The organism is Mesocryomonas lacus (assembly GCF_055730105.2).
Genome location: NZ_JBUZWF020000004.1, coordinates 86,296 through 112,586 on the forward strand (window position 1 = coordinate 86,296; position 26,291 = coordinate 112,586).

General features: G+C 66.2%; 27 protein-coding genes and 3 tRNA genes. 9 read left to right on the forward strand and 21 right to left on the reverse strand.

The window, feature by feature from the left end; all coding sequences use genetic code 11:
• Positions 1-30 precede the first annotated feature (30 nt).
• The 4 genes from ACZLZQ_RS14640 to ACZLZQ_RS14655 form a co-directional block, all read right to left on the reverse strand.
• Positions 31-1,368, reverse strand: a complete 1,338-nt coding sequence (locus ACZLZQ_RS14640) for an extracellular solute-binding protein (RefSeq protein WP_472950009.1) — start codon at positions 1,366-1,368, stop codon at positions 31-33.
• Positions 1,369-1,648: 280 nt separating this feature from the next.
• Entirely contained in the window at positions 1,649-1,867 is a 219-nt protein-coding gene (locus ACZLZQ_RS14645; RefSeq protein WP_472950010.1) for a hypothetical protein, read from the reverse strand.
• A 186-nt stretch (positions 1,868-2,053) separates the two neighbouring features.
• Positions 2,054-2,138: transfer RNA gene (locus ACZLZQ_RS14650), tRNA-Leu, on the reverse strand.
• Positions 2,139-2,215: 77 nt separating this feature from the next.
• Positions 2,216-2,590, reverse strand: a complete 375-nt coding sequence (locus tag ACZLZQ_RS14655; RefSeq protein ID WP_472950011.1) for a winged helix-turn-helix transcriptional regulator — start codon at positions 2,588-2,590, stop codon at positions 2,216-2,218.
• 217 nt (positions 2,591-2,807) lie between these two features.
• Between ACZLZQ_RS14655 and ACZLZQ_RS14660 the strand changes: the two genes are divergently transcribed.
• Complete coding sequence (locus ACZLZQ_RS14660) at positions 2,808-3,416, forward strand: NAD(P)-dependent oxidoreductase (protein WP_472950012.1); 609 nt, start codon at positions 2,808-2,810, stop codon at positions 3,414-3,416.
• A gap of 166 nt (positions 3,417-3,582) precedes the next feature.
• On the opposite strand, the gene ACZLZQ_RS14665 is transcribed toward ACZLZQ_RS14660, so the two are convergent.
• Entirely contained in the window at positions 3,583-3,894 is a 312-nt protein-coding gene (locus tag ACZLZQ_RS14665; protein WP_472931803.1) for a hypothetical protein, read from the reverse strand.
• A gap of 246 nt (positions 3,895-4,140) precedes the next feature.
• On the opposite strand from ACZLZQ_RS14665, the gene ade reads away from it, so the two are divergent.
• A complete protein-coding gene (gene ade, locus ACZLZQ_RS14670) occupies positions 4,141-5,937 on the forward strand; it encodes an adenine deaminase (RefSeq protein WP_472950013.1) in 1,797 nt (598 codons plus the stop codon).
• A 3-nt stretch (positions 5,938-5,940) separates the two neighbouring features.
• Here ade and ACZLZQ_RS14675 read toward each other — a convergent pair whose 3' ends face one another.
• Entirely contained in the window at positions 5,941-6,429 is a 489-nt protein-coding gene (locus tag ACZLZQ_RS14675) for a cupin domain-containing protein (RefSeq protein ID WP_472950014.1), read from the reverse strand.
• A gap of 362 nt (positions 6,430-6,791) precedes the next feature.
• On the opposite strand from ACZLZQ_RS14675, the gene ilvA reads away from it, so the two are divergent.
• Positions 6,792-8,051 (forward strand): threonine ammonia-lyase IlvA, encoded by a 1,260-nt coding sequence (gene ilvA / locus ACZLZQ_RS14680; RefSeq protein WP_472950015.1) that lies wholly within the window; start codon positions 6,792-6,794, stop codon positions 8,049-8,051.
• 53 nt (positions 8,052-8,104) lie between these two features.
• Here ilvA and ACZLZQ_RS14685 read toward each other — a convergent pair whose 3' ends face one another.
• From ACZLZQ_RS14685 to ACZLZQ_RS14715, 7 genes are all read right to left on the reverse strand, one after another.
• The gene (locus ACZLZQ_RS14685; RefSeq protein WP_472950016.1) at positions 8,105-9,082 is read right to left on the reverse strand and encodes an alpha/beta hydrolase; all 978 of its coding nucleotides are present in this window, start codon (positions 9,080-9,082) and stop codon (positions 8,105-8,107) included.
• Between the two features lie 97 nt (positions 9,083-9,179).
• Positions 9,180-9,710, reverse strand: coding sequence for a GNAT family N-acetyltransferase (locus ACZLZQ_RS14690; RefSeq protein WP_472950017.1), 531 nt, complete (start codon positions 9,708-9,710; stop codon positions 9,180-9,182).
• Positions 9,707-10,558, reverse strand: coding sequence for a 3-mercaptopyruvate sulfurtransferase (sseA, locus tag ACZLZQ_RS14695; protein WP_472950018.1), 852 nt, complete (start codon positions 10,556-10,558; stop codon positions 9,707-9,709). Before sseA ends, ACZLZQ_RS14690 begins: the two co-directional genes overlap by 4 nt.
• Before the next feature lie 203 nt (positions 10,559-10,761).
• On the reverse strand, positions 10,762-11,529 hold the full coding sequence (locus ACZLZQ_RS14700) for an alanyl-tRNA editing protein (protein WP_472950019.1): 768 nt from the start codon (positions 11,527-11,529) through the stop codon (positions 10,762-10,764).
• Positions 11,495-12,532, reverse strand: coding sequence for a cysteine synthase A (locus ACZLZQ_RS14705; protein WP_472950020.1), 1,038 nt, complete (start codon positions 12,530-12,532; stop codon positions 11,495-11,497). The genes ACZLZQ_RS14700 and ACZLZQ_RS14705 overlap by 35 nt, the downstream gene beginning before the upstream one ends.
• A gap of 137 nt (positions 12,533-12,669) precedes the next feature.
• Entirely contained in the window at positions 12,670-14,118 is a 1,449-nt protein-coding gene (locus ACZLZQ_RS14710) for a cryptochrome/photolyase family protein (RefSeq protein WP_472950021.1), read from the reverse strand.
• A 207-nt stretch (positions 14,119-14,325) separates the two neighbouring features.
• Positions 14,326-14,401, reverse strand: a tRNA-Asn gene (locus ACZLZQ_RS14715).
• A gap of 281 nt (positions 14,402-14,682) precedes the next feature.
• Between ACZLZQ_RS14715 and ACZLZQ_RS14720 the strand changes: the two genes are divergently transcribed.
• Complete coding sequence (locus tag ACZLZQ_RS14720; protein WP_472950022.1) at positions 14,683-14,937, forward strand: hypothetical protein; 255 nt, start codon at positions 14,683-14,685, stop codon at positions 14,935-14,937.
• 138 nt (positions 14,938-15,075) lie between these two features.
• Positions 15,076-15,149: transfer RNA gene (locus ACZLZQ_RS14725), tRNA-Cys, on the forward strand.
• Between the two features lie 238 nt (positions 15,150-15,387).
• Here the strand turns inward: ACZLZQ_RS14725 and ACZLZQ_RS14730 are convergent.
• The 7 genes from ACZLZQ_RS14730 to ACZLZQ_RS14760 all read right to left on the reverse strand — a co-directional run bounded on the left by ACZLZQ_RS14730 (position 15,388) and on the right by ACZLZQ_RS14760 (position 21,164).
• Positions 15,388-15,537 (reverse strand): hypothetical protein, encoded by a 150-nt coding sequence (locus ACZLZQ_RS14730; protein WP_472950023.1) that lies wholly within the window; start codon positions 15,535-15,537, stop codon positions 15,388-15,390.
• A 290-nt stretch (positions 15,538-15,827) separates the two neighbouring features.
• Complete coding sequence (locus tag ACZLZQ_RS14735) at positions 15,828-16,184, reverse strand: hypothetical protein (protein WP_472950024.1); 357 nt, start codon at positions 16,182-16,184, stop codon at positions 15,828-15,830.
• A 344-nt stretch (positions 16,185-16,528) separates the two neighbouring features.
• Entirely contained in the window at positions 16,529-17,113 is a 585-nt protein-coding gene (locus ACZLZQ_RS14740; protein WP_472950025.1) for a flavin reductase, read from the reverse strand.
• 30 nt (positions 17,114-17,143) lie between these two features.
• Positions 17,144-18,457: an NtaA/DmoA family FMN-dependent monooxygenase gene (locus tag ACZLZQ_RS14745; protein WP_472950026.1), complete on the reverse strand. Its 1,314-nt coding sequence runs from the start codon at positions 18,455-18,457 to the stop codon at positions 17,144-17,146.
• A gap of 1 nt (position 18,458) precedes the next feature.
• The gene (locus ACZLZQ_RS14750) at positions 18,459-19,259 is read right to left on the reverse strand and encodes an ABC transporter ATP-binding protein (protein WP_472950027.1); all 801 of its coding nucleotides are present in this window, start codon (positions 19,257-19,259) and stop codon (positions 18,459-18,461) included.
• Entirely contained in the window at positions 19,259-20,077 is an 819-nt protein-coding gene (locus tag ACZLZQ_RS14755; RefSeq protein WP_472950028.1) for an ABC transporter permease, read from the reverse strand. Before ACZLZQ_RS14755 ends, ACZLZQ_RS14750 begins: the two co-directional genes overlap by 1 nt.
• A 25-nt stretch (positions 20,078-20,102) precedes the next feature.
• Positions 20,103-21,164, reverse strand: coding sequence for a putative urea ABC transporter substrate-binding protein (locus tag ACZLZQ_RS14760; RefSeq protein WP_472950029.1), 1,062 nt, complete (start codon positions 21,162-21,164; stop codon positions 20,103-20,105).
• A 244-nt stretch (positions 21,165-21,408) separates the two neighbouring features.
• Here ACZLZQ_RS14760 and ACZLZQ_RS14765 point away from each other — a divergent pair, with 244 nt between their 5' ends.
• The gene (locus ACZLZQ_RS14765; protein ID WP_472950030.1) at positions 21,409-22,062 is read left to right on the forward strand and encodes a TetR/AcrR family transcriptional regulator; all 654 of its coding nucleotides are present in this window, start codon (positions 21,409-21,411) and stop codon (positions 22,060-22,062) included.
• A gap of 195 nt (positions 22,063-22,257) precedes the next feature.
• Here ACZLZQ_RS14765 and ACZLZQ_RS14770 read toward each other — a convergent pair whose 3' ends face one another.
• Positions 22,258-22,413 (reverse strand): DUF1127 domain-containing protein, encoded by a 156-nt coding sequence (locus tag ACZLZQ_RS14770; RefSeq protein ID WP_472950031.1) that lies wholly within the window; start codon positions 22,411-22,413, stop codon positions 22,258-22,260.
• A 311-nt stretch (positions 22,414-22,724) separates the two neighbouring features.
• Here ACZLZQ_RS14770 and ACZLZQ_RS14775 point away from each other — a divergent pair, with 311 nt between their 5' ends.
• The 3 genes from ACZLZQ_RS14775 to ACZLZQ_RS14785 all read left to right on the forward strand — a co-directional run bounded on the left by ACZLZQ_RS14775 (position 22,725) and on the right by ACZLZQ_RS14785 (position 26,284).
• Positions 22,725-23,375, forward strand: a complete 651-nt coding sequence (locus ACZLZQ_RS14775) for a protein-L-isoaspartate O-methyltransferase family protein (protein WP_472950032.1) — start codon at positions 22,725-22,727, stop codon at positions 23,373-23,375.
• Positions 23,376-23,561: 186 nt separating this feature from the next.
• Positions 23,562-24,980, forward strand: coding sequence for a TolC family outer membrane protein (locus ACZLZQ_RS14780; protein WP_472931852.1), 1,419 nt, complete (start codon positions 23,562-23,564; stop codon positions 24,978-24,980).
• 176 nt (positions 24,981-25,156) lie between these two features.
• On the forward strand, positions 25,157-26,284 hold the full coding sequence (locus ACZLZQ_RS14785) for a PopZ family protein (RefSeq protein ID WP_472950033.1): 1,128 nt from the start codon (positions 25,157-25,159) through the stop codon (positions 26,282-26,284).
• The last annotated feature ends 7 nt before the right edge of the window (positions 26,285-26,291 follow it).

Genomic DNA, 26,291 nt, shown 5'->3' on the forward strand with positions numbered 1-26,291 from the left:
AGCTCCGGGGCGTGTCGTCAGATGGCCGCGTTACGGCAGGGTCTTGCCGGCATAGGTCTGTTGGAAGCGGCGCAGGATCGCGTCGCTGCGCGTCTTCGCCTCGTCGAGGGCAGTCTGGACGTCGGCGTTCTTGATGAAGATCGCCTGCAGGCCGTTGGAGATTTCCTGGCGGATCTGCAGCAGGCCGCCGAGGCGCTGGCCGCGGGTGACCTCGGTCGGCGGCGTGAAGGTCAGGCTCTTGATCGCCAGCTCGCGGCCCTTGTAGGGCGCCTTGTCGTAGAACTTCTGGCTGACGAGATAGTCGTAGCCGGACTGGCGCACCGGGATGTAGCCGGTGACGGTCGACCAGGTGAGGGCTTCTTCGGGCTTGGCGATGAAGTTGAGGAAGGCCGCGGCCGCCTTGTACTCGGCATCGGACTTGCCGGCGATGACCCAGAGCGAGGCGCCGCCGACCAGCGAGTTCTTGCGCTCGGTGCCCTCGTAGACCGGGAGCATGGCGACGTCCCAGTTCATGCCTTCCTTGGCGCTGCGGCCGATGCCGCCATGGTCGCCGACGGAGGTCAGGATGGTCTGGCAGTCGCCGGCGGCAAACGCGTCGACGAAGGTCTGGCCGGTTTCCTTGGACTTCAGCACGGCCTCGCCGGCGTCGTACCAGCCCTTGAGGTCGCGGACGAACTGAACCCACTTGCCCTTGTTGAACACCATCTCGGCGTCGAGGCCCTCATAGCCGTTGCCCTTGCTGGCGTTCGGCTCGCCATGCACGGCCAGGAACTGCTCCTCCAGCTGCCAGACCTCGTCGCGCGAGATGTTGAAGCCGAGCGGGCAGGCGTAGCCGGCCTCCTTCAGCGCCTTAAAGTCGGCGCCGGCCTCTTCCCAGGTGGCGGGGCCATGGTCCTTGCCGATTTTGGCGTAGGCGTCCTTGTTCCAGTAGAGGAGGGCGGTCGAGGAGTTGAAGGGGAAGGAGTACATCTCGCCCTTCGACGTCGCGAAGTAGCTGGAAATGCCGGAGAAATAGTCCTTCCAGTCGATCTTGTAGCCGTTGTCGGCCATCAGCTTCTCGGCGGGGTAGAAGGCGCCCGACAGCATGATGTCGAGCGTGCCGGCATCCGAGACCTGCGCGATCGTCGGCTGCTGGCCGGCGCGGAAGGCGGCGATGGTGTTCTGCAGCGAGGCGTCGTAGGTGCCCTGGCTGGTGCAGACCACCTCGGCCTCGGCCTGGCTCTTGTTGAACCGGTCGCACTGCTCCATCACGCGCTTGGAGATGTCGCCGCTATTGCCGTACCAGAAATCGATCTTGACCGGCGCCGCCTGGGCGGATGCCGTCATAACCGCCGAAAGCGCCAGCGCGCCGATGATCTTTTTCAGCATGGTAACCCCTGAATGGTTGTGCGTCCGGCACCCCCTCCGGGCTCCGACGCTGTGCCACTAAAGTGGCCGGGGTTCGCTGTACAATGAACATTGGATGACAGCATCGGCCGTATAGGCCTAGCAAATCTGTAACGGCGTAAAGGATTATCGGCTGCGATGCTTTGTCGCTGCTTGCAGTTGCAACTATTGAGGCAGCGCTATTGTGTTGGCCGGTTTATGTCCGCGGCGATGAAACGCGGCGCTCGATCGCTGATCGTGGATCACCTGGCAGCGAGGGCCTTCAGCTGTCCGAACGGCCGCCGGTCTGCGCGAGCAGGGCGCGGTCCACCTCGGCCCGGGTGAAGCCATGCTGACGGATGATCGTCCGGTAGGATTCCCCGGCATCGATCATCGAGATGATTCGCCTCCGCTCGAAGCCGCACAGCCGCCTTTCGGGCGCTCGCCGGACGAGGCGGCGCGGCATGAGCTGGCGCAGGAGATGGAGGAAGCGGCGGCGCATCGAGGTCCCCAGACGGTTGGTCCGGGCTCCATGCGGCACGCCGATGACAGGCGTATGACGGGCGTGTAGGGCGATGGCCGGGTGCACGATGCGCCAAGGGACGTGGTTCGATATGCGGGAAGCGGCAGCGGGGAAGCTCTTGCAGCGTCCAGCGCGCGTTTCCAGAAGGTGCTGAGCGCGGATCTCTGGTGCGGACGACGGGACTTGAACCCGTAATCCCGAGGGCGACAGATTTTAAGTCTGCTGCGTATACCAATTCCGCCACGTCCGCACGGCTCTCCTCGTAAGCGAGGCGCGACGGATTGCAAAGTCGCCCGGGCGCAAAAGCCGCAGCGCCGGCGTGAAAGATCAGCCGGCGGCGCGGTTCGCCTGTACGCTCCGCGCCGAGCGGATGAGGTCGTGATGCTCGTCCGCCCATGCGACGAGGCCACGCAGCGGCACCAGCAGCGACTGGCCGAGGGGCGTCAGGGCGTAGTCGACCCGCGGCGGAATCACCGGAAACATCGTCCGCGTCACCAGGCCGTCCTGCTCGAGCCGCTTCAGCGTGCGGGTCAGCATGTGCTGCGAGACGTCGCCGATCCCGCGCTTCAGCTCGTTGAAGCGCTGCGTTCCATCGGCGAGCGACAGCAGCACCAGGACGCTCCACTGGTCGCCGATCCGGTCGAGCACGCCGCGGATCGGGCAGGGCTCGTCCAGGGCGGGCAGTGCGGGGGCAGGGGTCATGTCGTCTCCTCGGCAGCGTTTCGCATCGCGTCGGTCAGGTCTCATCTTGCCGGCCCGGGGGGCGGACGGTCACACCGCGATGACCGAGCACCATGGCTGTGCCTTCTTGCGCCGGGTCGCAGCGAGCGTCAGATATCACGAACCGAACCGGGTATAAAAATTCATCCTGGATGAAATTTTGAACCGGGTCGACCGGCCAACAACGAAGGAGCCTCCTATGAAGATCGCCCTGATCGGCGCCAGCGGCAATGCCGGCGCGCGCATCCTGCAGGAACTCTCCGACCGCGGCCACGCGGTCACCGCGATCGCCCGCAACCCGGACAGGATCGCCGCTCTGCCGGGCGTGACAGCCGTCGCCGGCGACGCCAATGACGGTCCCGGGCTCGCCCGGCTGATCGCGGGCCACGACGCCGTGGTGAGTTCTGTCCACTTCCTCGTCACCGCTGCCGACATTCTCATCTCGGCGGTGAAGCAGTCGGGCGTGCCGCGCTACCTCGTCGTCGGCGGCGCCGGCAGCCTCGAAGTGGCGCCGGGCCAGCGGCTGATCGACCAGCCGGGCTTTCCGGATGCCTACAAGGCCGAGGCGGCGAAGGGCGCGGCCTTCCTCGACGCGCTGAAGGCTGAGCCAGACCTAAACTGGACCTATCTGTCGCCCGCGGCGGCGTTCGTGCCGGGCGAGCGGACCGGCGCCTTCCGGCTCGGCACGGACACGCTCCTCTCCACCGCGGAGGGCAGCAGCATCTCTTTCGAGGACTATGCGATCGCCTTCGTCGACGAGATCGAGACGCCGCAGCACCGCCGCCGCCGCTTCACCGTCGGCTACTAAAGGCCATCCCGCGGGGGCCGGCTTCAGATTGCCCTCTACGACAGCCAGGCGGCGCATTCCTGCGCCCTCCCGGTGCGCTGCTCTCGCCTGGGCTGTGGCCCTTAGGAAAAAGGGCCCGGTTTCCCGGACCCTTCGCGTTCACATCATCAACTGCCTATCGACCGGCTCAGTAGCGGCGGTAGTTGTTTGCCTTGCGGTAGATGTTGCGGGAGGCCCGGTTCTGCATGCGCTCGACCTGCCGACGCTCGCGCGGGGTGACGTAGCCGTCGCGGGCGGCGCGGGCCTTGGTGCGGTCGATCCGGCGCTGCTGGCGGACGAGCTTGCGGGTCTCGGCAGGCGTCAGATCACCGCGCGCCATCGCCCGGCCGATCCTGTGCTCCTGGCGGTGCTCGCGGTACTCGCTGCGCGCGCTCTGGGCCAGCGTCGGAACGGCGGATGCCAGAACCAGAGCGACGGTGGCGAGAATGATCTTTTTCATAGTCCGTTTCCTTCCGGTGTCATGTTTTTCGACAAGTAAGTAGAGCCGACCAACCGTGAACCGCAGCAGAAGGATCCCTTCATGCTGCGTTCAGAAACGGTCACAAGTGCTTGAGACTGAATGTTGCGGCGACGAGCGCCACGCCTTCTCCCGCAGGCAACGCCCGGCTTCGAGGGGTGCAGGCTTGCCCGCCGCAGTGGGAAAGCCGACATTGGCGCCTCCTTCGAAACTTCCGGAAAGCCTCTGATGCCGATTGCCCTCAGCCCGTTCGAGACCGCCGCACCCGCTCTCGTCGACGTCGCCATGGGCCGCGCCCTCGCCGACCTGGTGGTGCGGAACGGCATCTGGGTGAACGTCCACTCCGGCGAGTGCCTGCCTGGCACCGATATCGCGGTGAAGGACGGCCGCTTCGCCTATTGCGGGCCCGACGCCAGCCACGCCATCGGCCCCGAGACGGTGGTGGTCGATGCGGCCGGCCGCTATCTCGTGCCGGGCCTCTGCGACGCGCACATGCATGTCGAGAGCGGCATGATCACCGTCACCGAGTTCTGCCGGGCCGTCATCCCGCACGGCACGACCTCGATGTTCATCGACCCGCACGAGATCGCCAACGTGCTGGGCCTTCCCGGCGTCCGGCTGATGCACGACGAGGCGCTGGTGCAGCCGGTCAACGTCTGGACTCAGATGCCGTCCTGCGTGCCCTCGGCGCCGGGGCTGGAGGAGGGCGGCGCGGAGCTCGGCGCTGCCGAGATCACCGAGGCCATGGCCTGGCCGGGCATCATCGGCCTCGGCGAGGTCATGAACTTTCCGGGCGTCGCCGCCAATGATCCCGTGATGACCGGCGCCATCGAAGCGACGCGCCGCGCCGGCAAGACCGTCGGCGGCCATTTCGCCTCGCCCGACCTCGGCCGCGCCTTCCATGGCTACGTCGCCGGCGGGGCGGAGGACGACCACGAGGGCACCCGCATGGAGGATGCCGCCGCGCGCGTGCGCCAGGGCATGAAGGCGATGCTGCGGCTCGGCTCGGCCTGGTACGACGTCGCGACGCAGGTCCGCGCCGTCACCGAGATGGGCCTCGACCCTCGCCACTTCATCCTCTGCACCGACGACTGCCATTCCGGCACCCTTGTCCATGACGGCCACATGGACCGCGTCGTCCGCCACGCCATCCAGCAGGGCCTGAAGCCGGTCACCGCGATCCAGATGGCGACTCTGAACACCGCCGAGCATTTTGGCCTCGCCCGCGAGATCGGCTCCATCGCCCCCGGCCGCCGTGCCGACTTCCTCCTCGTCTCCGATCTCGCCGCCCTCGCCATCGACGCCGTCTATGCTCGGGGCCAGCACGTCGCCGAGGCGGGCAAGCTGCTGATCGACCTTCCGGCCTATCCCTATCCCGCCTCGGCTAAATCGACGGTGAAGCTCGGCAAGTGCCTCGAGGCCGCCGACTTCGCCGTGACCGCGCCGGAGGGCGCGAATGCCGCGACCGTCCGCGTCATCGGCGTCGTCGAGAACCAGGCGCCGACGAAGGCGCTCACCGCGACGCTGCCGATCCTGAGCGGCCTCGTCGAAGCCGACGAGCGGCAAGGCGTCGCCCACATCGCGCTGGTCGAGCGGCACCGGGCGAGCGGCGACGTTACCAACGCCTTCGTCTCCGGCTTCGGCTACACCGGTGCCTGCGCGCTCGCCTCGACGGTGGCGCATGACAGCCACCACATGATCGTCGTCGGCACCGACCGGACCCAGATGGCGCTCGCCGCCAACCGCCTCGGCGCCGTCGGCGGCGGCGTGACCTTCTTCGCGGATGGCGAGGAGAAGGCGATGGTCGAGATGCCGATCGCCGGTCTGATGTCGAACGAGCGCGCCGAGATCGTCGCCGAAAAAGCCGACCGCCTCCTCCAGGCCATGCGCGACGCCGGCTGCACCCTCAACAACGCCTACATGCAGCACTCGCTCTTGGCGCTGGTGGTCATCCCGTCCTTGCGCATCTCCGACAAGGGCCTCGTCGACGTCGATACGTTCGAGATCGTCGACCTCTTCGTGTGATCGTCAGGCACCGGGCTCCCCGTCCCAGTAGTCCTCGACCTCTCTCTCCGGGCGCCCGAGATGGCGGAAGCGACTTCCGTCTGAGAGTCGCGCCGTCGATTGGAACTTTCCGGAATCGGGATATTCGCAGACGTCGGCAACGGCTTGATTTGATAGCCCGATATACCGCAGGGGGAGAGTACCGGTATTGATGATCTGATGCGCTGTTTCCTGCCCACCGGCCGGCGCCCCGAGCACATCGCCGGCCCGAACCGGCCGCTCTTCACCACCGAAGCGATACGTGCCTTCACCCTCGAGAATAATGAAAAGCTCTTCCTCGCAGAAGTGGTTGTGGAACGGACAGCCGCTCTTGCCCGGCGGCACGACGTTCATGCGGATGCCGAGCTGGGTCAGGCCGAGCTGGTCGCCAAAGGACAGATTGGACGCTTCGTAGCGTTCGCCGCGCGTCCAGTGTTCCAGCGGCAGGTCGGCAAGGGTGACAGCGGGTATCATGGGCTTCTCCAGACGAATTCGTTGACCGGACTCGTCCGCTACTAGACCGCCAAATGACGCGGACGGCCACCTTTACAATTCCGCCGACTTGGCCGATGGCTAGCCGCAACGGCAACGCGTGCGAGGAAAGGGGCATAGATGGCATTCACGACATCGATTTGCGGAGCCATGCCCCTGATTATCAGCGCCGGCGCACGATAGGCGACCGACCGCCCCGGCACGTGAAACTGCCGCGGCAGTCCTGACCCATCGGTGCGACCGGTGCACGGCGCGTCACGTCCGCTGACCGCCGTTTCCGCGCGACGGGCATTTCGCCCGGCGGCCTTTTCCGGGAGCAAGCCTCCCCAGATCAAGATATCCTTATGTCCGACACTGATTTCCCCTCCCGCGTCGCCGAGGCCGAGCAGGCGATCCGCCAGCTGTTTCCAGCGACCCCGCTGCAGCTGAACGAGCATCTCTCGGCGAAATACGGCGCGCGTATCTTCCTGAAGCGCGAGGACCTGACGCCGGTCCGCTCCTACAAAATCCGCGGCGCCTTCAACTTCATGCGCAAGCACATCGCGTCCGGCTCGACCGCGACCGCCTTCTGCTGCGCCTCCGCCGGCAACCACGCGCAGGGCTTCGCCTTCGCCTGCCGGTTCTTTGGCCTGAAGGGCCGCATCTTCATGCCGGTGACGACGCCGCAGCAGAAGATCCAGAAGACGAAAATCTTCGGCGGCGACGCCATCGAGATTGAGCTGATCGGCGACTATTTCGACGATTGCTATGCCGCGGCCAAGGCCTACTCGGCGTCGTCGGGCGCCGCGCTCGTGCCGCCCTTCGACCATGAGGACATCATCGAGGGGCAGGCGAGCGTCGCGCGCGAGTTCGTCGCCCAGCTCGGCGACGAGGCGGCCGACATGGTGATCCTCCCCGTCGGCGGCGGCGGCCTTGCCTCCGGCGTCACCCGCTATCTCTCGGAGGGCGCCGGCACGCTGCCGGATATCCGCTATGTCGAGCCGCAGGGGGCGCCGAGCCTTCACACCAGCCTCACCCGCGGCGAACTGGTGCGGCTGCCGCAGCTCGACGGCTTCGTCGATGGCGCGGCCGTTGCGGAGATCGGCCGCATCCCCTTCGAGACGCTGCGCCACGCACGTCCGGACCAGGTACTGCTGTCACCCGAGGGCCGGCTCTGCCAGACCATGCTGGAAATGCTGAACATCGAGGGCATCGTCATGGAGCCCGCTGGCGCGCTGGCGATCGACGCGCTGAACGTCCTGCGCGAGGAGGTCCGCGGCAAGACCGTGGTGCTCGTCGTCTCCGGCTCCAACTTCGACTTCGAGCGGCTGCCGGACGTGAAGGAGCGCGCGCTGCGCTTCGAGGGGCTGAAGAAGTACTTCATCCTGCGCCTCGCCCAGCGCCCCGGCGCGCTCCGCGACTTCCTGGCGCTGCTTGGCCCCGAGGACGACATCGCCCGCTTCGAATACCTGAAGAAGTCGGCGCGCGACTTCGGCTCGATCCTGCTGGGCATCGAGACCAAGAACGCCGCCAATTTCGAGCACATCTTTGAGCGCTTCCAGGCGAACGGCATCCGCTACGAGGACATCACCGACAACCAGGTGATCGCCGACCTTCTGATCTGAGGAAGGCTGCCTGAGCGTGTCCGCGGCCGTACGCGGTTGCGGACTGCCCTTCCTTACTTCGGAAGTTTGCCGATCCAGTCGGCAATGCGCGCCGCCAACTCATCGGTCGTGCCGGGAGACATGATGCGCCCCGCCAGCACATGGTTGGCGGGATCGCCGGTCACCGGCACCTGCAGCACCTGGTGCGGCCCGCCCCATTTTGCCGCGACGCTCTCGGTCGCCATGGGATCGACCACCTGATCCGCCGGCGAATAGAGGAAGAACGCCGGTATCGTCAGCTGGCTGACATCGACACTGCGGGTCGCCCGCAGCAGTGCTCCGAGCGGCAGGAGAGCGGTCGATGGGTAGCGGGTCGTCCAGTGCGCGGCCTGCGCCTCGTTCAGCGGCGTGAAGCTGCGCTCCTCGCCGATCAGCCACGGCCCGAAGTCGCGGGCGAAAGGCCAGTCGAGCAGAAACGCGTAGCGATCGAGCAGCGCGTAGTTCGGCGACAGCATGACGAGGCCGGAGACCCCGTCCATCAGCCCCGGCTGGCTCGCACCGAGCGTTGATAGCGTCCCACCTGTCGAACTGGCGACGACGACCACCCGCTCGCCGATGGTTTTGCCGATGGCGACGGCTTCGGAGAGATCGTTCATCCACTCGTTGACGCTGGTGCGGGCCAGCGCGACGCCGTCGCGGCCGTGGCCGGAGAGGCGGGTGTAGAAGAGATTCGCCCCGAGCTTGCCCGCCACCTCGTCCGCCAGTGGCCGCACCTCTTCCTTGGCGGCGGAAAAGCCGTGGATGTAGACGATGGCGAGCGGCGTCTTGGCGCGCGAGGCGGGATAGGCCCAGACGATTTCCTTGGCATCGGCCGGCCGGAGGTTCGGCACATCCGCCTCGGTCCGCGCCAGGTAGGCGTCGGGATCGGTCCCGATGACGGCGGGGTCGAACGTCACCGACAGGTCCGCCGGCTCGCGCGGGCCGAGAAACCAAGCGGCGGCACCGGTGAGGGCGATGAGGAAAATTAGGATAAGGCTGAGGCGAAGGATCACGTTCGGTCCAGATCGGAAAGCAGACGGGCTGTCATAGGCCTTTTCGGCCAGGCTTTGTAGGGTCGGTTTGCGGCCGCGGCGCGGCCGCCGCGACGCCTCAGCCGTCTATGGCGCGCGTCGACACCACGCGCATGCTCACCGCAATGAAGCCGGCCTCTTCGTAGAGCTGCAGCGCCCTTGGATGGTCGAGCGTGTTGGTCTCGAGCGTCATCATCTTGTTGCCGATAGCGAACCCGGCCGCCAGCGCTTCCGACAGAAGATAGCGCGCGAGACCGCGACCTCGGAACTCGGGCAGAATGCCGAAATGCACCAGCCGCGTCTCGCCTTGCTTGCGCGCCCAGTCGAGCTCGAACCAGCCGGCCGGGGCGCCGTCGGCATAGAGCACGTGGACGGCGATGCCGGCCCGGTGGATCTCGGCCGCCAGCCGTTTCTCCGGCAGAAGCCGCGACGTCCAGTGATGGTCGCGGCCGACCCTGTCGTAGAGATAGGCGTAGAACGAGGGTGGGATCTGTTTTGCCTCGGCCAGCACCAGCGAAAAGCCGCTGTCGGGCGCTGCCATTCGGAGCCGAGGCTGCGAGCGCATTTCGAACTGGGTGACCCGGGTCTCCAGCAGGCGGACCAAGTTCATGCAGCTCCACCCGATGTGGCAACCGGCGTGTCGGAAAGGCCGCCCCATTCCGTCCACGACCCGTCGTAGAGCTTGGCGTCGGTCTTGCCGACGGAGGCAAGGGCCAGGCTGATCGCCGCGGCGGTGACACCCGACCCGCAGGAGGTGACGATCGGCCCGTCGAGGTCGATGCCGGCCGTCTCGAAGATCTGCCGCAACTCCTCCGGGGAGCGCAGGCGACCGTTCTCGGCAAGCTGTCCGAAAGGCAAGGAGGTCGCCCCCGGCATGTGACCGGAGCGCACGCCGGCGCGCGGCTCGGGCACCAGTCCGGCGAACCGCTCGGCAGGACGGGCGTCGAGAATGGCAGCGTTGCCCGCCGCCACATGGCCGCGCATGTCGGACAGTGTCGCGACCGCATTGGCATCGAAGGCTGCGTTGAAGGTCTTGGACGCCGGCCGTGCCGGGCCCGCCTCAGTCGGCAGTCCCGCGGTCTTCCAGGCCGGCAGGCCGCCGTCGAGCAAGCGAACGTCTTTGGCGCCGAACGTCCGCAGCATCCACCAGACCCGTGGGGCTGAGAACAGGCCGAGACCGTCGTAGACGACGATAGTGTCCGTCTCGGCGATGCCGAGCGCTCCGGCCGCGCGGGCGAAGATTTCCGCCGAGGGGAGCGTGTGCGGCAGGCTTGAGGCCGGATCGACCACGGCGTCCTGGTCGAAGAAGACCGCGCCGGGAACGTGTTCCGTCTCGAATTCCGCCAGCGCCGCGCGCCCTTGCGCCGGCAGGTACCAGGAAGCATCGACCACCGAGACGCCGGGACGGCCGAGCAGCGCCGAAAGCGCTTCGGGCGAGATGAGAAGCGGATTGGTCATGACATCAACTCCGGCCGTTGCCCGGGCGCTGATTCGCGTCTCGGGAGATCGATCTGACAGCAACTGGTCCGCTTGACCGCCGGGATCAAGCCTTGCGGCGGTCCGACGGGAATTTCTCTTCGTCTGCGTCTCGGCGAGACCTTGCTGACCGGTCGAGAGCAAACGGCACGGCCGATAGCGGCATGTCTAGAGGGCGCCAGCGCTCAGGCGGGCAGGGGCCCGAAGCGCAGCCGGAACCGCCGGTTGGCCTTGCCCTTCTTCTCGATCTTGCCCACATGCACCGCGCCGATTTCGCCGGTTGTCGCCACATGCGTGCCGCCGCAAGGCTGGGTGTCCACGCTGCCGTCCGGGCCGATGCAGACAATGCGGATCCGCCCGCTGCCGCGCGGTGGCTTGACGTTGGCGGACTTGATCAGCCCGGGATCAGCGTCGAGTTCGGCATCGGTGATCCAGCGGGTGAAAACGGGATGGTTCGCGTCGACCAGCGCCATCAGCGCTTCGGTGATGGCCGTCTTGTCGGCCTCGGCATCGGGAATGTCGAAGTCGATGCGGCTTTCCGTCTCGCCGACCGAGGCGCCGGTAACGGGGTAGGGGCACGCGACGGTAAGCAGGTGGCAGGCGGTGTGCATCCGCATCAGCCGGTGACGTCTTTCCCAGTCGAGCTTCAGCGTCACGGTGTCGCCGACGGAAGGGAGCGAGGCACCCTCCGCCGGGATCAGCCGGATTGCCGACCGGTCAGCGGTGTAGGCGGTGTCGACGATGGCGATCTCAAGCCCGTCGGCGGTCACGACGGTTCCGGTATCGCCGGGCTGGCCGCCGCCGCTGGAGAAGAAGTTGACGCGGTCAAAGACCAGACCGTCCTCGATCCGCAGCAGCGTTGCCGTCAATTCGGCGCGGTAAGCATCGTCCTGGTAGACCTGTTCGGTTTCCACCGGCTCAGGCCTCGTACGGCACGTCGAATTCCGGTGCATGCGGCTCCAGCCAGCCGGGCGTCGGCAAGCCCTTGGAGCGCAGGAATTCCGGGTTGAACAGCTTAGATTGGTAGCGGTTGCCGTAGTCGCAGAGGATGGTGACGATGGTGTGCCCCGGTCCCATCTCCTTCGCCATGCGGATGGCGCCGGCGATGTTGATGCCGGACGAGCCGCCGAGGCAGAGGCCTTCCTCGCCGATCAGGTCGAAGACGATCCGCAGCGCTTCATCATCCGGCACCTGATAGGCGAAGTCCGGCGCAAAACCCTCGAGATTGGCGGTGATGCGGCCCTGGCCGATACCCTCGGTGATCGACGATCCCTCGGCCTTCAGCTCACCGGAGGTGTAATAGCTGTAGAGCGAGGCGCCCAACGGGTCGGCGATGCCGATCTTGATGTGGCCGGAATGGCGCTTCAGCCCCATCGCGGTGCCCGCAAGCGTGCCGCCGGTGCCGACGGCGCAGATGAAGCCGTCGATCTCGCCGCCCGTCGCCTGCCAGATTTCCTCCGCCGTGGTCACGACGTGCCCGTCGCGGTTGGCGGTGTTGTCGAACTGGTTCGCCCAGATCGCGCCCGCCGGATGGCTTTTCGCCAGCTGCTCGGCGAGCCGCCCGGAGAGTTTCACGTAGTTGTTGGGGTTGCGGTAGGGCACCGCCGGCACCTCGATCAGCTCGGCACCCATCAGGCGCAGCGCGTCCTTCTTCTCCTGGCTCTGGGTCTCCGGGATAACGATGACGGTGCGATAGCCGAGGGCGTTGGCGACGAGTGCGAGGCCAATGCCGGTATTGCCGGCGGTGCCCTCGACGATCAGGCCGCCGGGGGCGATCAGCCCCTTCTCCTCGGCGTCGCGGATGATGAACAGGCCGGCGCGGTCCTTCACCGACTGGCCGGGATTCATGAACTCCGCTTTGCCGTAAATCTCGCAGCCGGTCTCTTCGGAGGCGCGCTTCAGCCGGATCAGCGGCGTGTTGCCGATGGCGTCGAGGACGTTGAGGTGTCGGGACATGGAGATGCGGCCTGTTGCTGACGGGTCGGCCCGGAACCTATGGCCCGGGCCGGTTCAAGGCAAGGCGGCACGCCGGCAAATGGCTGCCGGCACAGGGTTTTCTGGGCCGCTCGAAGCGTCTGCGGCAGAATGTGGTGCTATGTCCGCGTCGACTGGTAGGCCTCCAGTGCCCGCTGACGCGCGCCGCCGTGGTCGACGATCGGCTCGGGATAGGTCTCGCCGAGCGTCACGCCGGCTTTTTTCAGCACCGAGGCGCTGAGCGTCCAAGGCGCGTGAATGTCCTTGTCAGAGAGTTTCGAAAGCTCCGGTACGTAGCGGCGGATGTAGACGCCGGCGCTGTCGAACTTCTGTCCTTGCGCCACCGGGTTGAAGATCCGGAAGAACGGCTGCGCGTCGGCGCCCGAACCGCCGATCCACTGCCATTGCGAGGTGTTGCTGGCGATGTCGCCGTCGACCAGCGTGTCCCAGAACCAGCGCTCGCCCTCCTGCCAGTCGATCAAAAGGTCCTTGGTGAGAAACGATCCGACGATCATCCGCATCCGGTTGTGCATCCAGCCGGTCTGCCAGAGCTGACGCATCGCGGCGTCGACGATGGGATAGCCGGTGAGGCCCTTCTGCCAGGCCTTCAGGTCGGATGCCGACTTGCGCCAGGGAAATTTGTCGAAGCGCGGGTTGAAGTTCCGGGTCCCCAGCGCGCCGAAATGGTAGAGCAGGTGATAGTTGAACTCGCGCCAGACCAGTTCCTTCTGGAAGGTCTCAATCGCCTTGTCCGGCACGCCCTTGCGGCGCCGTGCCGCTTCTGTCGCGCGGTGCCAAAGGGTGAACGGGGAGATCTCGCCAAAGCGCAGCCGCGGCGACATCCGCGACGTCGCGTCGTCGGCTGGACGCTCGCGGCCATTGTGGTAGTCGTCGAGGAGATCCTCGCAGAACTCGTCGAACCGCTCGAGCGCTGCAGCCTCGCCGGGCACCCAGTCCGCCGCCATGCCGCCCGACCAGTCCGGCTTCACCGGCAGCAGCTTCCAGGCGTCGAGGTCATCCGATTTCGGCTGGTGCTTCGGGGCCAGAAGCTTCGTCGGCGCGTCAATCGGGTCGCGCGGCTCGCCCGATTGCGACAGGTTGCGCCAGAACGGCGTGTAGACGCGGTAGAAGCCCCCCGTCTTGGTCTGCACTGCTTTCGGATCATGCAGCAGGTTGGCGCGGAAGCGCTGCACCTCGACATCCTCCGGCAGCGTTTCGGCGATGCCGTCGTCCAGCGCGTCGCCGCCCTGGTCGTATCGCCGGTTGAACCAGAGCCCGGTCGCCTTGGTCTCGGTGATGACGTCCGGCACGATCTTTCCCGCCGCGCCGCGCCGCAGGATCAGCGTCGCGCCGATGCCGGCAAGGTCCTTGGCGAGCGAGGTCAGCGAATGGTGCAGCCACCAATGATGCGCCGCGCCGAGCGGCCTGACGCCTTCGCTCTCCCCGTCGAGCACATAGAGGACGACCACCGGACGGCCGCTCTCGGCGGCATCGCCAAGCGCCGGGTTGTCGAGGAGGCGAAGGTCGTCGCGCAGCCAGACGACGATCGGGGGAGGGGATGTTGTCATGTCGGCACCGTCCGGGGTCTCGGCCAGGCGCCCGTGGCCGTGACCGGCCCGCCGGGGCCCTGGCGGTTTGCCGATACCCATAGCCAGCATCGTGATGGGCTGTCGACCGTTTCTGCCGAAACCTGACGCCATGCCGCAGGCCGCGAAGACTAAACCGCTCGCGCAAATTCGCACGCCATAAGCGGATCAGTTTGGGTCTGAAAGGAGTGGCTCCCCGAGTAGGACTCGAACCTACGACCTAGCGATTAACAGTCGCGCGCTCTACCAACTGAGCTATCGGGGAACAGTGCGTCGTCGACGCGAGGCAGCCTATAGCAAGACGAATCCGCTCTTGCAAAGCCGTATCGGCAAGAATTTCACATTTATCCCCAAACCCGCCCTCAGCCTGTGGTTTTTCGGGCTTTCTGCGGGGTGCGGAACCGACAGAGTGGTGCGCCTGTTGATCGGCCGGGCCGAGAATCGGCGGCCGGAGGGACGGGAATGGCGAGCGAGAGACGATTCTTCCTGCTCCGGGGACACCGGCTCGAGATCTTTGGCCGCAACTTCGCCCTCCCGGGATCCCGAATGGGGCGGGTGGCCGTCGGCATCCTGTTCTGCCTCGGCGGCTTCCTGTGGTTCCTGCCGGTGCTCGGCCTGTGGATGCTGCCGCTTGGCCTCCTCGTCCTGTCGATCGACATCGCGCTCGTGCGCCGATGGCGCCGCCGCCATGACGTGCGCTGGAACCGCTGGCGCCAGCGCCGTCGCCTCGCCAAGGCCGCCCGCGTTGCTGCCGCCGCCCGCACCCATCAGGCCGTCGGCACGGACAAGAGCAAAGCCTAGCCCGGGAATCGCAGGGCAAGTCGCTTGGTCTATGCGAGCGCGGCGTGCCGGATGCCCGCGTAACGGAGCAATGTTTCCGCTGGCCCCGCAGAACCTCTTGCGCCGGCCGGGATGTCGCAGTAGGTACAGCGCCGGTGAGGCCTCGTGGCGGAGTGGTTACGCAGAGGACTGCAAATCCTTGCATCCCGGTTCGATTCCGGGCGAGGCCTCCAGTTCAATTTTCAGCAGTCGTTGGATATTGCGAGAGTTGGCATTTGAACGGCTTTCGGCAGAACGGCTTTTAGCTCTTCCCCATCACGCGACGCTGGCGCTGGCGGTGGCCTTGTCTGACGCCGGCCCCGCTTCTGTTTCGCGCTGACGCGGACACTCGATCTCTTGGACTAACGGCGTCTCGGATCTGATGATGCCTGCAGGATACGGGGATCTCATGTTCCGAGGGCGACCCATGCCTTAGTAGAGCGCCAAGAACAACACATCCCACAACAACGCAGACAGGCAGAGCCCCAGGAACAGGGCGCGGGCAGCATCAAGGTCATTGCCGGTGCGACCTTCTTCAAGCGCAACAGTCAGTTTGGCGGTCTCCGCGGAGTCTGCTTCCATTCTCGTTTCGCCTTGTCCCGGAGGGATGAAGGGGAGAGCTATGATCGAAACGGAAGCGGAGATGCCGTTGCCTCAATCAGTCCCTGCCTGCTGGCCAGTCTCGGACTTGCCGGTGGGCTGTGGAAGGGCGCTGAAGAGGTAACCCCGATGTGCTCTGTGTCGCTTCAAGAGGTTCAGGGTGTAGGCGACCATTGACGGGCGCTTCAGAAGAATGGGGCTGGCGACTATTGGCACAAACAAAAAACGCCCCGCCGGGAGGCGGAGCGCTTTTGAGTTACTGAGGCTTAAGCTTACTTGGCCATGTCGGCGCCGGCGCCGGTGCCCTGGCCGCCCGAGGTCGAGGACGAGACGCCGTTGACGTCGGTCGACGCGTTGCTGTTGCCGCCGGCGGTGAGGCCTGCGCCCTTCGGCTGTGTGTTGGCGTTGGCGTCCGGGGTCATGCTGCCGGTCGACATCGCGTCGGTGCCCATCATCGGCTTCTTCGCCATATCGGCGCCGGCGCCCGTGCCCTGGCCTGCGGTGGTCGACGAGGTCACGCCGTTCGGCTGGGTGGTGGCGTTGTAGTTGCTGTCGGCCGGGGCCGGGGACTGGGCGAAAGCGGCGGTGGCGATCATCGAGATACCGGCGGCGATCATGAAGTTCTTCATAGGATTATCCTTTGCTGCGCCGACCTCGAGGCCGGCTCACTCCGTCTTGCGGATCGCTTAGGTAAAGCCTGACGCAGACCTGCGTTCCGCCCATGACGGCCCCCACGGGGCTGATGGCCGTGAAACTAATGTGATACTGGATGTGACGGGGCTGCCCCTTGCGGAACCGTACCCACGGCTTAGGGAGCAACGTCCACACTAAGCCTGCCCGCAGTGTCTGTATGGTCGCAAGCGGGGCGTGAACTTCGCAGACGGCCGCTCTCCGCTTCGACCCGTGCCCCTCCGATGACCGCTTACACGCATCGCCTTGGCAATATGCCGCCGCGTTGGCCTGCCTCGCCGGTTCAGCTCTCGGCGCGCGCCGCCACGGCAGCATAGCGGCGGCCGGCATAGACGAGGCCGTCACCGGGCGGGCCCTCGACGATCGCGAGGACCTCGCAGAACAGGACGGCATGGGTGCCGACGTCGACCGCGCTCGCGATCCGGCAGTCGAAGGTGGTCAGCGCGCCCGCCAGCACCGGCGAGCCGGTCACCGCCGTCGACCATTCCGCCTCGGCGAAGCGCTCGGCCATCGGCGTCTTTCCGCCGAAGAGGTTGGACAGCCGTTCCTGTGTGGATGCCAGCGTGTTGACGCAGAGCGCGCCATTGGCCTGAAAGGCGGCGCCGACCGAGCTCTCGCGCTTGACGCAGACGAGCAGCGTCGGCGGCTGGTCGGTGACGCTGCTCACCGCCGTCGCGGTGAAGCCGGCGGGGCCGTTCGGTCCGGCCGTGGTGATGATGTGCACCGCGGCAGCAACGCTCGCCATGGCGTCGCGATAGGCCTTCTGCTCGACAACCGGGCGTTCGAGGAGGCCGAGGGCTTCCGCCGTCGTCGGGGCATCGGCGATTACGGACGTGCCGGGGAGGATGAAGGGCGCAATCAAGGTCATCGTGTCGTCCATAGCCTCTGTCGGCGGCGATTAGAATGCCCGCAGATTGTCGCGCAGCATGTCGTGCGAATAATGCGTGCGAACAAGGCCGCGTTTCTGCAGCGCGGGCACCAGTCCGTCGGCGATCTCCACGAGATAGCGCCGGCTGACGCGCAGCACAGGCGTGGTGATCAGGAAGCCGTCGCCGCCGACTTCCTCCATCACCTCGCCCATCCGCGCCGCCACCTGGTCGGGCGTGCCGATCAGCTCCACCGAGGAGACGACGCCGCCGGCTCCGTCGACCACCAGCTCGCGCAAGGTCTTGCCGCTGCCCCATTGCTGGAACTTGTCGAGCGTCCCCGATTCGCCGTTGGTGACAAGCTTCTCCGGCAGCGGCTTGTCGAGATCGAACTGCGCGAAGTCGATCTCGGTGATCGCCGAGAGCGAGGCGAGGATGTCGATGATGAAGTTCGGCGCATTGATCTGCCGCGCGTGCCGCTCGTGTGCGTCCTTCTCGATCTCGCCGATCGTCGGGGTGACGCAGAACAGCACCTTGATCTCGTCGGGATCCCGGCCCATCGCCGCGGCCCGGGCGCGCAGGTCCGCCCGGAACGCCTTCATGCTCTCGACGCCCGAGGCGACGGAGATGATGGAATCGGCGTGGCGGGCGGCAAAGTCGCGTCCGCGCGGCGAGGCGCCGGCCTGAACGTAAACAGGGCGGCCCTGCGGCGAAGGCACGGTGTTCAGCGGGCCGCGAACCTTGAAGTGCTTGCCGACGTGGTCGATCGTATGGACCTTGGTGTGGTCGGCATAGACGCCGGCCTCGCGGTCGAGCACCACGGCATCCGGTTCCCAGCTGGAGAACAGCTTGCCCATCACCTCCATGTACTCGTCCGCCATCTCGTAGCGGGTCTCGCGCAGCGGCAGCTTGTCGAGGCCGAAATTCTGGGCGGCGAGGTCCTCGGCGGAGGTGACGATGTTCCAGCCGAAGCGGCCCTTGGTCAGGCTGTCGATGGTGGAGGAGAGGCGTGCCATCAGGAAGGGCGGGTAGGCGAGCGTCGACATGGTGGCGACGATGCCGAGCTTCGACGTCGCCATGCCCATGGCCACCGCCAGCGGCACCGGGTCGTGCTTCGGCACCATCATGCCGAGTTTCAGCGCCGCCTCGGTCGAGCCGCCATAGCTCTGCGGCACCATCAGCTTGTCCTCGATCATGATGTAGTCGAAGCAGGCGCGCTCCAGTGTTTGCGCCATCTCGACGTAGAACGCGCCGTCCCAGGGCAGGCCGCCCTGGCCGAAAGGCTCGCGCCACTCGTCCGGCGTGAAGTTCATGAACCAGGCAAGGTGGAAGCGCTTGTCGGTCATGTCAGTCCTTTACGAGGGAGAGATGAGAGGGAGTGGCGGCGGCTAAGCGCCGGGCCTCGAATCGCTGGCTGTCGCGCACGATGCGCAGCTTGGTGGCGAAGTCCGAGCATATGCCGGCGCCGTAGCGCTCCGGCGCGTGCGGATCGTGCCGCGCCTTGTCGACCGCCATCACGCGCGTGCCCAAGAGGAAGGCCTCGTTAAGGTCGTGCGTGACCATGACGATGGTCATCTCATGCTCGGCCCACAGTTCGCCGACCAGCGTGTGCATGGCCTTGCGGGTCCCGGCATCGAGCGCGCCGAAAGGTTCGTCGAGGAGCAGCACTTTCGGCCGGTTAATCAGCGCCTGCGCGATGGCGAGGCGCTGCTGCATGCCGCCGGAGAGCTGCTGCGGATATTTTCCCGCGGACTCGGCGAGGCCGACACGCTGAAGCAGCGTCATAGCCTCGTCCCGCAGCGCCCGCTTAGCCGCACCGAACAGGCGGCCGGTGAAGGGGGAGGCGGCCCATTGCGGGCCGGTCATGACGTTGGCGAGGACCGTCCGGTGCGGGAACACCGAGTAGCGCTGGAATACGACGCCCCGGTCGGCGGTCGGCTCTGCGGCGATCGGCTTGCCGTCGAGCAGGATCTGCCCGCGTGTCGGACGCTCCTGCGCGAGCAGCATGCGCAGCAGCGTCGTCTTGCCGACGCCGCTTGGGCCCACGATCACCAGGAATTCGTGATCGGCCAGCGTGAAGTTGATGTTCTCGAGGATGATCGCCGGCCCGTATTCCTTCCAGACGCCGTCGAAGCGGATTTCCGTCATCAGGCGTCCTTCAGCTCGTTCCAGGGGAAGGCCGCGCGTGAGAGCTGGCGGAGGGCGAGGTCGATCAGGAAGGCGAGGAGGGTAATCCAGAAGACGTAAGGCAGGATCACGTCCATCGCGAGGTAGCGGCGGACGAGGAAGATGCGGTAGCCGAGGCCGCCCTCGGCGGTGATCGCCTCGGCGGCGATGACGTAGAGCCAGGCGGTGCCGAGCGACAGGCGCACCGAATCGATCAGCCGCGGCAGCACCTGCGGCAGGACCACGTCGAGCAGCATTTGCCAGGTCGAGGCGCCGAGCGTCTGCGCCTTGACGATCTGCTCGCGCGGGATCGCCGCCACCCGCAGCACCACGTCGCGAACGAGGAAGGGCGCGACGCCGAAGACGATCAGCACCATCTTCGACAGTTCGCCGAGGCCGAAGGCGATGAAGAGGATCGGCAGCAGAGCGAGCGGCGGCACCAGCGACAGCGCCGCCAGCACCGGATCGAAGGCCGCGCGAAGCTGCGGGATGAAGCCGATGGGGATGCCGAGGATGAGGCCGATCAGCGCCGAGAGCCCGAGACCCGTGCCGAGCCGTCCGAGGCTCAGCCAGGTGTCGAACCAGAACACCGGCTGGCCGATCGCCGGGTCGACCTTCGTCATCAGCCGGACGATGGCCGCATAGAAGCTCTCGAAGCTCGGCATGATCTTGTCGGCCGGCGCCACCGCGAGGCGGGCGTTCGAGGCGAGGACGTAGACGAGAAGGATGAGTAGGAAGGGCAAGGTGCCGAGCACCAGCTTCTGCATGCGGCTCGGCGGATAGTTGATGATGCGGCGCATGCGCGTGTTCCCGGCCTGCTTCTGCCTAGAGCGTGCCGTCGGCCGCCATCTTCGCGAACGTCGGGTCGAAGCGCAGCTTGATGTTTTCCTTGGCGCCAAGCACCGAGCCGTCGGGCATCTCGATGCCGATGGCGTCGACGCTGTCGGCGCCCTGGCCGAACAGGCCCTGGTCGAAGCAGAAGGTGCGCACGCTGTCCCAGATCGCCTTGGTCTTGGCGTCGGTCATGAAGGCGGCGGCCTCGGCCGGGGTCTTGAAGAAGTGCGTCGTCTCGACCTGAGTGGCGAGGCCGGCGACGTCGGTGCCCATGCCGGCGGCCATCGCTTCCTCGATGCCCGCCGAGTCCGGTCCTTCCATCGTGGCGAGAGCCTCGTACCAGGCGCCGGTCACCGCCTTGGCGAAGGCCGGGTTGTCCTTCAGCACGTCGGTCTTGCCGATGAAGACGTCCATGATCTCGCCGGGAATCTTCGAGCTATCGAAGATGATCTCGGAACCTGCCACGCTCTTCACCATGTCCGGCACCATCGGCTTCCACGTCGCCGCCGTCACCATTTCGGGCTGGGTGAGGTAGGCCGCGGCGATCTCCGAGTCGGAGATGTTCACCGTCTTGACGTCGCCGAGGCTCAGGCCGGCCAGCGCCAAAGCGCGGTTGAGCAGGTAGTGCGAGACGCTGAACTGCAGGAGGTGCACCTCCTGTCCCTTCAAGTCGGCGACCGACTTGACCGATTTCGAGACGACCGCGTCATTGCCATTGGAATAGTCGCCGAGGAGGAAGATCGAAGTGTCGACGCCGCCCGCCGCCGGCATCACCAGCGCGTCCATGCTGGCGACGCCATAGGCGTCGAGATCGCCGGCGATGAACTGGTTGACGCCGGAGACGTAGTCGTTGAGCAGCACGATCTCGACGTCGATGCCGTATTTGTCCGCCCATTTCTTCATGACGCCGGAGCTCTTCAGCCAGGCGAAGGGCATGAAGCCGACATAGATGCTGTAGCCGAGTTTGAAGCTCTTGCGCTCCTCCGCATGGCCGGCGGTGGCGGCAAGGCTCATGGCAAGGGTAAGGACGGCGGCGCGGAACAGACGTTTCATCCGGGGCTCCTGATCGACGCGCCGGCGGGTTGGCGCTATTCACCGATGGATTAATATGAGACGGTTCCCGGCGTTTGCACAGCTCAAAGAAATGGCGTCATACCATCCTTCAAGGCATTGATATGGTTGTAATTTACAGGCGGAAGAGCGCGAATTATGCAGCGCATGGTCAGCGTCTGCCCACCCACCAGCCGGCATGGCCAAATGGCGGCGCGGGGGATGGATGCTCGCGGAAGGAGATTGGATGAAGACCGCAATCCGGCAGCGGCTCGACCCTGCGACCCGGTGCGCGCTGATCCTCGACGAGGCCCTGCGCCAGTTCGCCGGGCGCCACTACAGCCTCGTCACCGTCCGCGATGTCGCGGAAGCCTGCGGAATCAACGCAGCGCTCATCCACTACTACTTCGAGAGCAAGGACCAGCTCTTCCGCCGGACGATCGGTCATGTCGTCGAGGGCCTCGTCGCCGGCCACGAAGCGCGGCGCGCCGGTGCCGACGACCCGAAGGGTGGCATCGACGCCTGGTTGGACATGCACGTCGAGTTGGCGCCGACGATCGGTCGGATGTTGAAGATCATGGCCGACTATGCCGCTTCCGGTGCGCGCGACGCGGCGACCGACGCAATGATCGCGGATTTCTACCGCCTGGAACAGGCGCTGCTCGAGGACTGCATCGGCCGCGGCGTGGCGTCTGGTCTCTTCGCCGATGTCGACGTCGCCAAGACGGCGAGGACCATCACGCTCCACCTCGACGGCATTTTCCACGCCTCCGCCAGCCGCGGTGACGACCGCATACCGCAGGACATCGAAGATCTCAGAGATCTCGTCGCGACGCTGCTGTGCGGGAAGGCTTGGAGGACACCGGGGTTCGGGGAGGGCCCGATCGTCGGGGCTGATTGAGAAGAAGCAGCCCTCTGGATAGTCACATGAAAGAAGCCCCGCCGCGGGTGCGACGGGGCTTCAAAACGGGCGGGGTATAGCTCAGTTTCCGCGGCGTTCGTCCCACTTGGAGGCATCACACAAAACGCAGCGTCTTGCCTTCTCTAACATCTCACTTCGACGAGGACGTTCGCCTCATCGCAGGATGCCCAGAGATTAATGCTGGATGCGGCCACGGCGGACAACGGAATCGATGTCACCGCGGATCAGACCGATGTCCCACAGCTGCCGGTCTTCCATCTGCGACAGCAGGCTGACGGTGCGGCGGTGAGCGCGGAAGTCTTTGATGCGGTTGGCGAGCTGGGCGAACATGGTGTTGGTGTGCTTTCGGGTTGGTTTGATGTTGCCTAGATACGCCGCGCGTGTGCGTAAAAGAAGAGCAAAGACTGCACGCGACTTATGCAGAAGTGGCATGGATCGCCTAGTTTATAGGCTGTCTGGCTCAGCATGCTTATTATCGCGCCAAGGCAACACGGACGGCGTTGATGCTGCCATCTGAGCGGTATGCCGGCTGGCGTAAGCTTCGGCGGCAACGCCTTGCCCCGTGCCTTCCGGCGTTCCGTCTTGCACAGCCCGGGACGGGCGACTAAGGGATGGCATCGCTCGCAGACGGGACCGCGGACATGGATTTCGAAGCCGCTCGCATCAAGATGGTCGACAACCAGATCCGCACCACGGATGTGACCGACCTGCGCATTCTTCAGGCTTTCCTCAGTGTGCCGCGTGAGGCTTTCGTCACCGGTCCGCGCCAGAGTCTTGCCTATATCGACGGCGATCTGCCGATCGGTCCGGGCCGCTTCGTCATGGAGGCCTCGCCCTTCGCCAAGCTCCTTCAGCTGGTGCAGATCGACGGCGACGACAGGGTGCTCGATATCGGTTGCGGCACCGGATACTCGGCGGCCATCATCTCGCATCTGGCCGCCAGCGTCGTGGCGGTGGAGTCGGACACGGACCTGGCGTCTGCCGCAACGGTGACGCTCGCCCGTCTCGGACACGATTCGTGCCGCGTGGTCGAGGCGCCGCTCGCCAACGGAGCTGCGGATGGCGCACCCTACGACGTCATCCTTTTTGAGGGGGCTGTCGACGTGATCCCCGACGCGATTTTCGCGCAGCTGGCGGAAGGCGGTCGGCTCGTCGCCGTCGAGGGTCTCGGAAACGCTGCCGCGGCAATGCTTTACCTGAAGGAGGAGGGCGTCGTGTCCGGTCGCTTCGCCTTCAACTGCAGCATCCGGCCGCTGCCGGGCTTTGAGCGCACTGCAAAATTTACATTCTAGAGTGTTTGTTTCCGGCCACACCATACGGCCGATTCAAGTGCTAACGTGATGTGGGGGTCGCAGCAGCGTTCGCATGGGTTGATCCGCAATTTCCGATGGAAACTGCGGGTTGATCTCTTTGCGACGCGGACACCGCAGGCCACAGGGTATATGGCTGCGGTGGTACTTTAGATCTGGAGACGTCGAGTGAAGTTTAATTCCTGGATCAAAGTCGCGCTGGCGGCCGGTACCGTGTTGGCCGGTGTTGGAAGCGTAAGCGCGGAAAGCCTGACCGGCGCGCTGGCGCGTGCCTATCGCAACAATCAGGATCTGAACGTTGCCCGTGCCCAGTTGCGGGCGACCGACGAAAACGTGCCGCAGGCCAAGGGCGGTTTGCGTCCCCGGGTTACCGCCTCTGGCAGCGGACAGCTTTCCCGCTCGCGGACGACCTACGGCGACAACATCACCACGCAGCGCAACCGCGCGGACCAGATCGGCTTTGGCGTCACCGTCAGCCAGACCCTCTTCGACGGCTTCCAGACGCCGAACAACGTGCGCTCGGCCGAAGCGACAGTGAAGGCCTCGCAGCAGAACCTTGCCAACACCGAGCAGAACACGCTCTACGATGCGGCGACGGTTTACATGAACGTCCTGCGCGACCGCCAGATCGCGGCGCTGCGCCGGCAGAACCTCGCCTTCTTGAACGAGCAGGTGCGCGCCGCCAGCGCCCGCTTCGACGTCGGCGAGGGCACCCGGACCGACGTCGCGCAGGCCGAGGCCGAGCAGGCGTTGGCGACCGCGCTGCTGAACTCGGCGCTGGCGCAGGTCGCGACCAGCGAGGCCAGCTACCTCCAAATTATTGGCGATGCGCCGAACCAGCTCGATCCCGGCAAAGCGCCGAACAGCATGATGCCGAACTCGATTACCCAGGCGCTGGCGATCTCTCAGAAGGAGCATCCGGCGATCCTGGCGACGCTCTACTCGGTTGACGCCGCGGCGTTCCAGGTGAAGTCCGCCGAAGGTCAGGCACTGCCGACCCTCAGCCTGTCCGGTTCGGTCGACAACGACTACGCGCTGTCGGACACGACGCCCAATTCCAACAGCCTGCCGGGCGTCGACGTGACGACCAGCAACGACATGTCGGCAACGGTCGGCGCGACGCTGAGCATTCCGATCTACCAGGGCGGCATCGTCGCCTCCCAGGTCCGTCAGTTCAAGGAAGTGCTGGGCCAGCGGCAGATCGAGGTCGACAGCCAGCGCGATGCCGTGCGCGCCGCCGTCGCCACCGCCTGGGCGGAACTGCAGGCCGCGCGTGCCAACGTGACAGGCTACAACGCTCAGACCCGCGCCGCCCGGCTGGCGCTGAATGGCGTCATCGAAGAGCGCAATGTCGGCCAGCGCACCACGCTCGACGTCCTCAACGCACAGGGCGACCTTATCTCGGCGCAAATCCTTCTCGTCGGCGCGCAGCGCGACGAGGTGGTGGCGAGCTACGCCTTGGCCTCGGCGATCGGTCGCCTCTCGGTCACCCGCCTAAAGCTCGCGGTCGCCGTCTACGAGCCGAAGCAGCACTACGAAGCCGTCAAGGACAAGTGGTCGGGCATGCGCACACCCGACGGCCGCTAGGCCGCCCGCGTCCGACGAGCGTATTCATCTGGTGATATCGACTGCGAAAGCCGGCCGGGGATTCTTTCCCGCCGGCTTTCGCGTTAGGCTGATCTTCATGATTCGACCGCGTGCGGCCGTTCTCGAAGATGCAGGCAGCCCCCATGAGCAATGCGCCTTCCCTTAAAGAGCCTTCGATGGAAGAAATCCTGGCGTCGATACGCCGGATTATCGAGAGCGGCGACGAACGGCCGAAGCCTGCGGGCGACGCTCTGCACGGGCATCCCGCGCCGAGCGGCGGCGATGCCGATATGTCCGCCGACGGCCCTGACTGGGATTTCGGCACGCTCGCCCGCGACTTCGCGCCGGCCAATGGCGATGCGCCCCGGAAGGGCGTTGAGACCGCGCCTGCGGTCGACGTCGACGTGACCGCCACGGACGAAGAGGCGTCGGTCCACGATGACGCGCCAGTCGCTGCCGCGGAACAGGCTGCCCAAACCGCAGACGTCTTCGTTGCCACGCCGCCGTCCGAGCCAGAGTCGCGGGTGCCGGCCTCGCCCGAGCCAACCTCACTGGAATCGTCGACCCTTCTGCGCTCGCGGTCGCGTGTGCCGCGGCGCGAGCCCATGCCGCGCCGCCCCGAGCTTCCGCCGCGGGCTCTCCTGCGGGAGGGCGTGACCCGTGACGGGCTGTCGCTCGCCGGGGCCTTTGGGCGCGAGGCGTCGCCATCGCCATTGCCGGCGGAAGGCACCGCCAGACCCGCGATGGGCGAGGGGGAGGCCGCGAAAGCATCGCAGGCGACGGCTGTGCCGGCTCCAACAGCTGCGCTGCCGGACGTCGCGATCGTCGCCGCCGACCGAGACGTTTCCATCCCGGTGGTCGAGGTGAGCCGCCCGGCACCTGTCGCCGCCTCTGCAGGAGCGCCCGCCGCAGCAACTGCGTCCGCTGCAGCGGATGCGGCCGAGACCGTCGACCTAGTCGCTGGCTTCGACGAAGAGGAATTCAGCTCCGAACTGCACCGCGCGGTCGGCCTCGGGCGGGACTCGGCAGAGGCCGCGCCGGTGCCGCCCGCACCGGTCCCGGAGCCCTCGGTGATCACGGCTGCGTCCTCGCTGATGTCGGAAGCCGCCGGCGCGCAGGTCGCGGCCGCCTTCGACGATCTCGCCCGGGCCATCCGCGACGGGCAGATGAAGTCGATGGAGGAAATGGCGCGCGAAATGCTCCGGCCGATGCTGCAAGAATGGCTGGACGACAACCTGCCGCGCATCGTCGAGCGCATGGTGCGCGAAGAGATCGAACGCGTATCGCGCGGACCCCGCCGCTGAGGCTCGG

What these genes read in the sequence shown, in the direction of transcription:
- ACZLZQ_RS14645 (WP_472950010.1), bottom strand. Translation starts at nt 1,867, where the DNA reads ATGCGCCGCCGCTTCCTCCATCTCCTGCGCCAGCTCATGCCGCGCCGC.
- ACZLZQ_RS14755 (WP_472950028.1), bottom strand. Translation starts at nt 20,077, where the DNA reads ATGCGCCGCATCATCAACTATCCGCCGAGCCGCATGCAGAAGCTGGTG.
- ade (WP_472950013.1), top strand. Translation starts at nt 4,141, where the DNA reads ATGCCGATTGCCCTCAGCCCGTTCGAGACCGCCGCACCCGCTCTCGTC.
- ACZLZQ_RS14750 (WP_472950027.1), bottom strand. Translation starts at nt 19,259, where the DNA reads ATGACGGAAATCCGCTTCGACGGCGTCTGGAAGGAATACGGGCCGGCG.
- sseA (WP_472950018.1), bottom strand. Translation starts at nt 10,558, where the DNA reads ATGACCAATCCGCTTCTCATCTCGCCCGAAGCGCTTTCGGCGCTGCTC.
- ACZLZQ_RS14720 (WP_472950022.1), top strand. Translation starts at nt 14,683, where the DNA reads ATGGGGCGGGTGGCCGTCGGCATCCTGTTCTGCCTCGGCGGCTTCCTG.
- ACZLZQ_RS14740 (WP_472950025.1), bottom strand. Translation starts at nt 17,113, where the DNA reads ATGACCTTGATTGCGCCCTTCATCCTCCCCGGCACGTCCGTAATCGCC.
- ACZLZQ_RS14735 (WP_472950024.1), bottom strand. Translation starts at nt 16,184, where the DNA reads ATGAAGAACTTCATGATCGCCGCCGGTATCTCGATGATCGCCACCGCC.
- ilvA (WP_472950015.1), top strand. Translation starts at nt 6,792, where the DNA reads ATGTCCGACACTGATTTCCCCTCCCGCGTCGCCGAGGCCGAGCAGGCG.
- ACZLZQ_RS14690 (WP_472950017.1), bottom strand. Translation starts at nt 9,710, where the DNA reads ATGAACTTGGTCCGCCTGCTGGAGACCCGGGTCACCCAGTTCGAAATG.
- ACZLZQ_RS14710 (WP_472950021.1), bottom strand. Translation starts at nt 14,118, where the DNA reads ATGACAACATCCCCTCCCCCGATCGTCGTCTGGCTGCGCGACGACCTT.
- ACZLZQ_RS14660 (WP_472950012.1), top strand. Translation starts at nt 2,808, where the DNA reads ATGAAGATCGCCCTGATCGGCGCCAGCGGCAATGCCGGCGCGCGCATC.
- ACZLZQ_RS14770 (WP_472950031.1), bottom strand. Translation starts at nt 22,413, where the DNA reads ATGTTCGCCCAGCTCGCCAACCGCATCAAAGACTTCCGCGCTCACCGC.
- ACZLZQ_RS14640 (WP_472950009.1), bottom strand. Translation starts at nt 1,368, where the DNA reads ATGCTGAAAAAGATCATCGGCGCGCTGGCGCTTTCGGCGGTTATGACG.
- ACZLZQ_RS14675 (WP_472950014.1), bottom strand. Translation starts at nt 6,429, where the DNA reads ATGATACCCGCTGTCACCCTTGCCGACCTGCCGCTGGAACACTGGACG.
- ACZLZQ_RS14655 (WP_472950011.1), bottom strand. Translation starts at nt 2,590, where the DNA reads ATGACCCCTGCCCCCGCACTGCCCGCCCTGGACGAGCCCTGCCCGATC.
- ACZLZQ_RS14745 (WP_472950026.1), bottom strand. Translation starts at nt 18,457, where the DNA reads ATGACCGACAAGCGCTTCCACCTTGCCTGGTTCATGAACTTCACGCCG.
- ACZLZQ_RS14785 (WP_472950033.1), top strand. Translation starts at nt 25,157, where the DNA reads ATGGAAGAAATCCTGGCGTCGATACGCCGGATTATCGAGAGCGGCGAC.
- ACZLZQ_RS14775 (WP_472950032.1), top strand. Translation starts at nt 22,725, where the DNA reads ATGGATTTCGAAGCCGCTCGCATCAAGATGGTCGACAACCAGATCCGC.
- ACZLZQ_RS14760 (WP_472950029.1), bottom strand. Translation starts at nt 21,164, where the DNA reads ATGAAACGTCTGTTCCGCGCCGCCGTCCTTACCCTTGCCATGAGCCTT.
- ACZLZQ_RS14765 (WP_472950030.1), top strand. Translation starts at nt 21,409, where the DNA reads ATGAAGACCGCAATCCGGCAGCGGCTCGACCCTGCGACCCGGTGCGCG.
- ACZLZQ_RS14705 (WP_472950020.1), bottom strand. Translation starts at nt 12,532, where the DNA reads ATGTCCCGACACCTCAACGTCCTCGACGCCATCGGCAACACGCCGCTG.
- ACZLZQ_RS14665 (WP_472931803.1), bottom strand. Translation starts at nt 3,894, where the DNA reads ATGAAAAAGATCATTCTCGCCACCGTCGCTCTGGTTCTGGCATCCGCC.
- ACZLZQ_RS14700 (WP_472950019.1), bottom strand. Translation starts at nt 11,529, where the DNA reads ATGCACCGGAATTCGACGTGCCGTACGAGGCCTGAGCCGGTGGAAACC.
- ACZLZQ_RS14730 (WP_472950023.1), bottom strand. Translation starts at nt 15,537, where the DNA reads ATGGAAGCAGACTCCGCGGAGACCGCCAAACTGACTGTTGCGCTTGAA.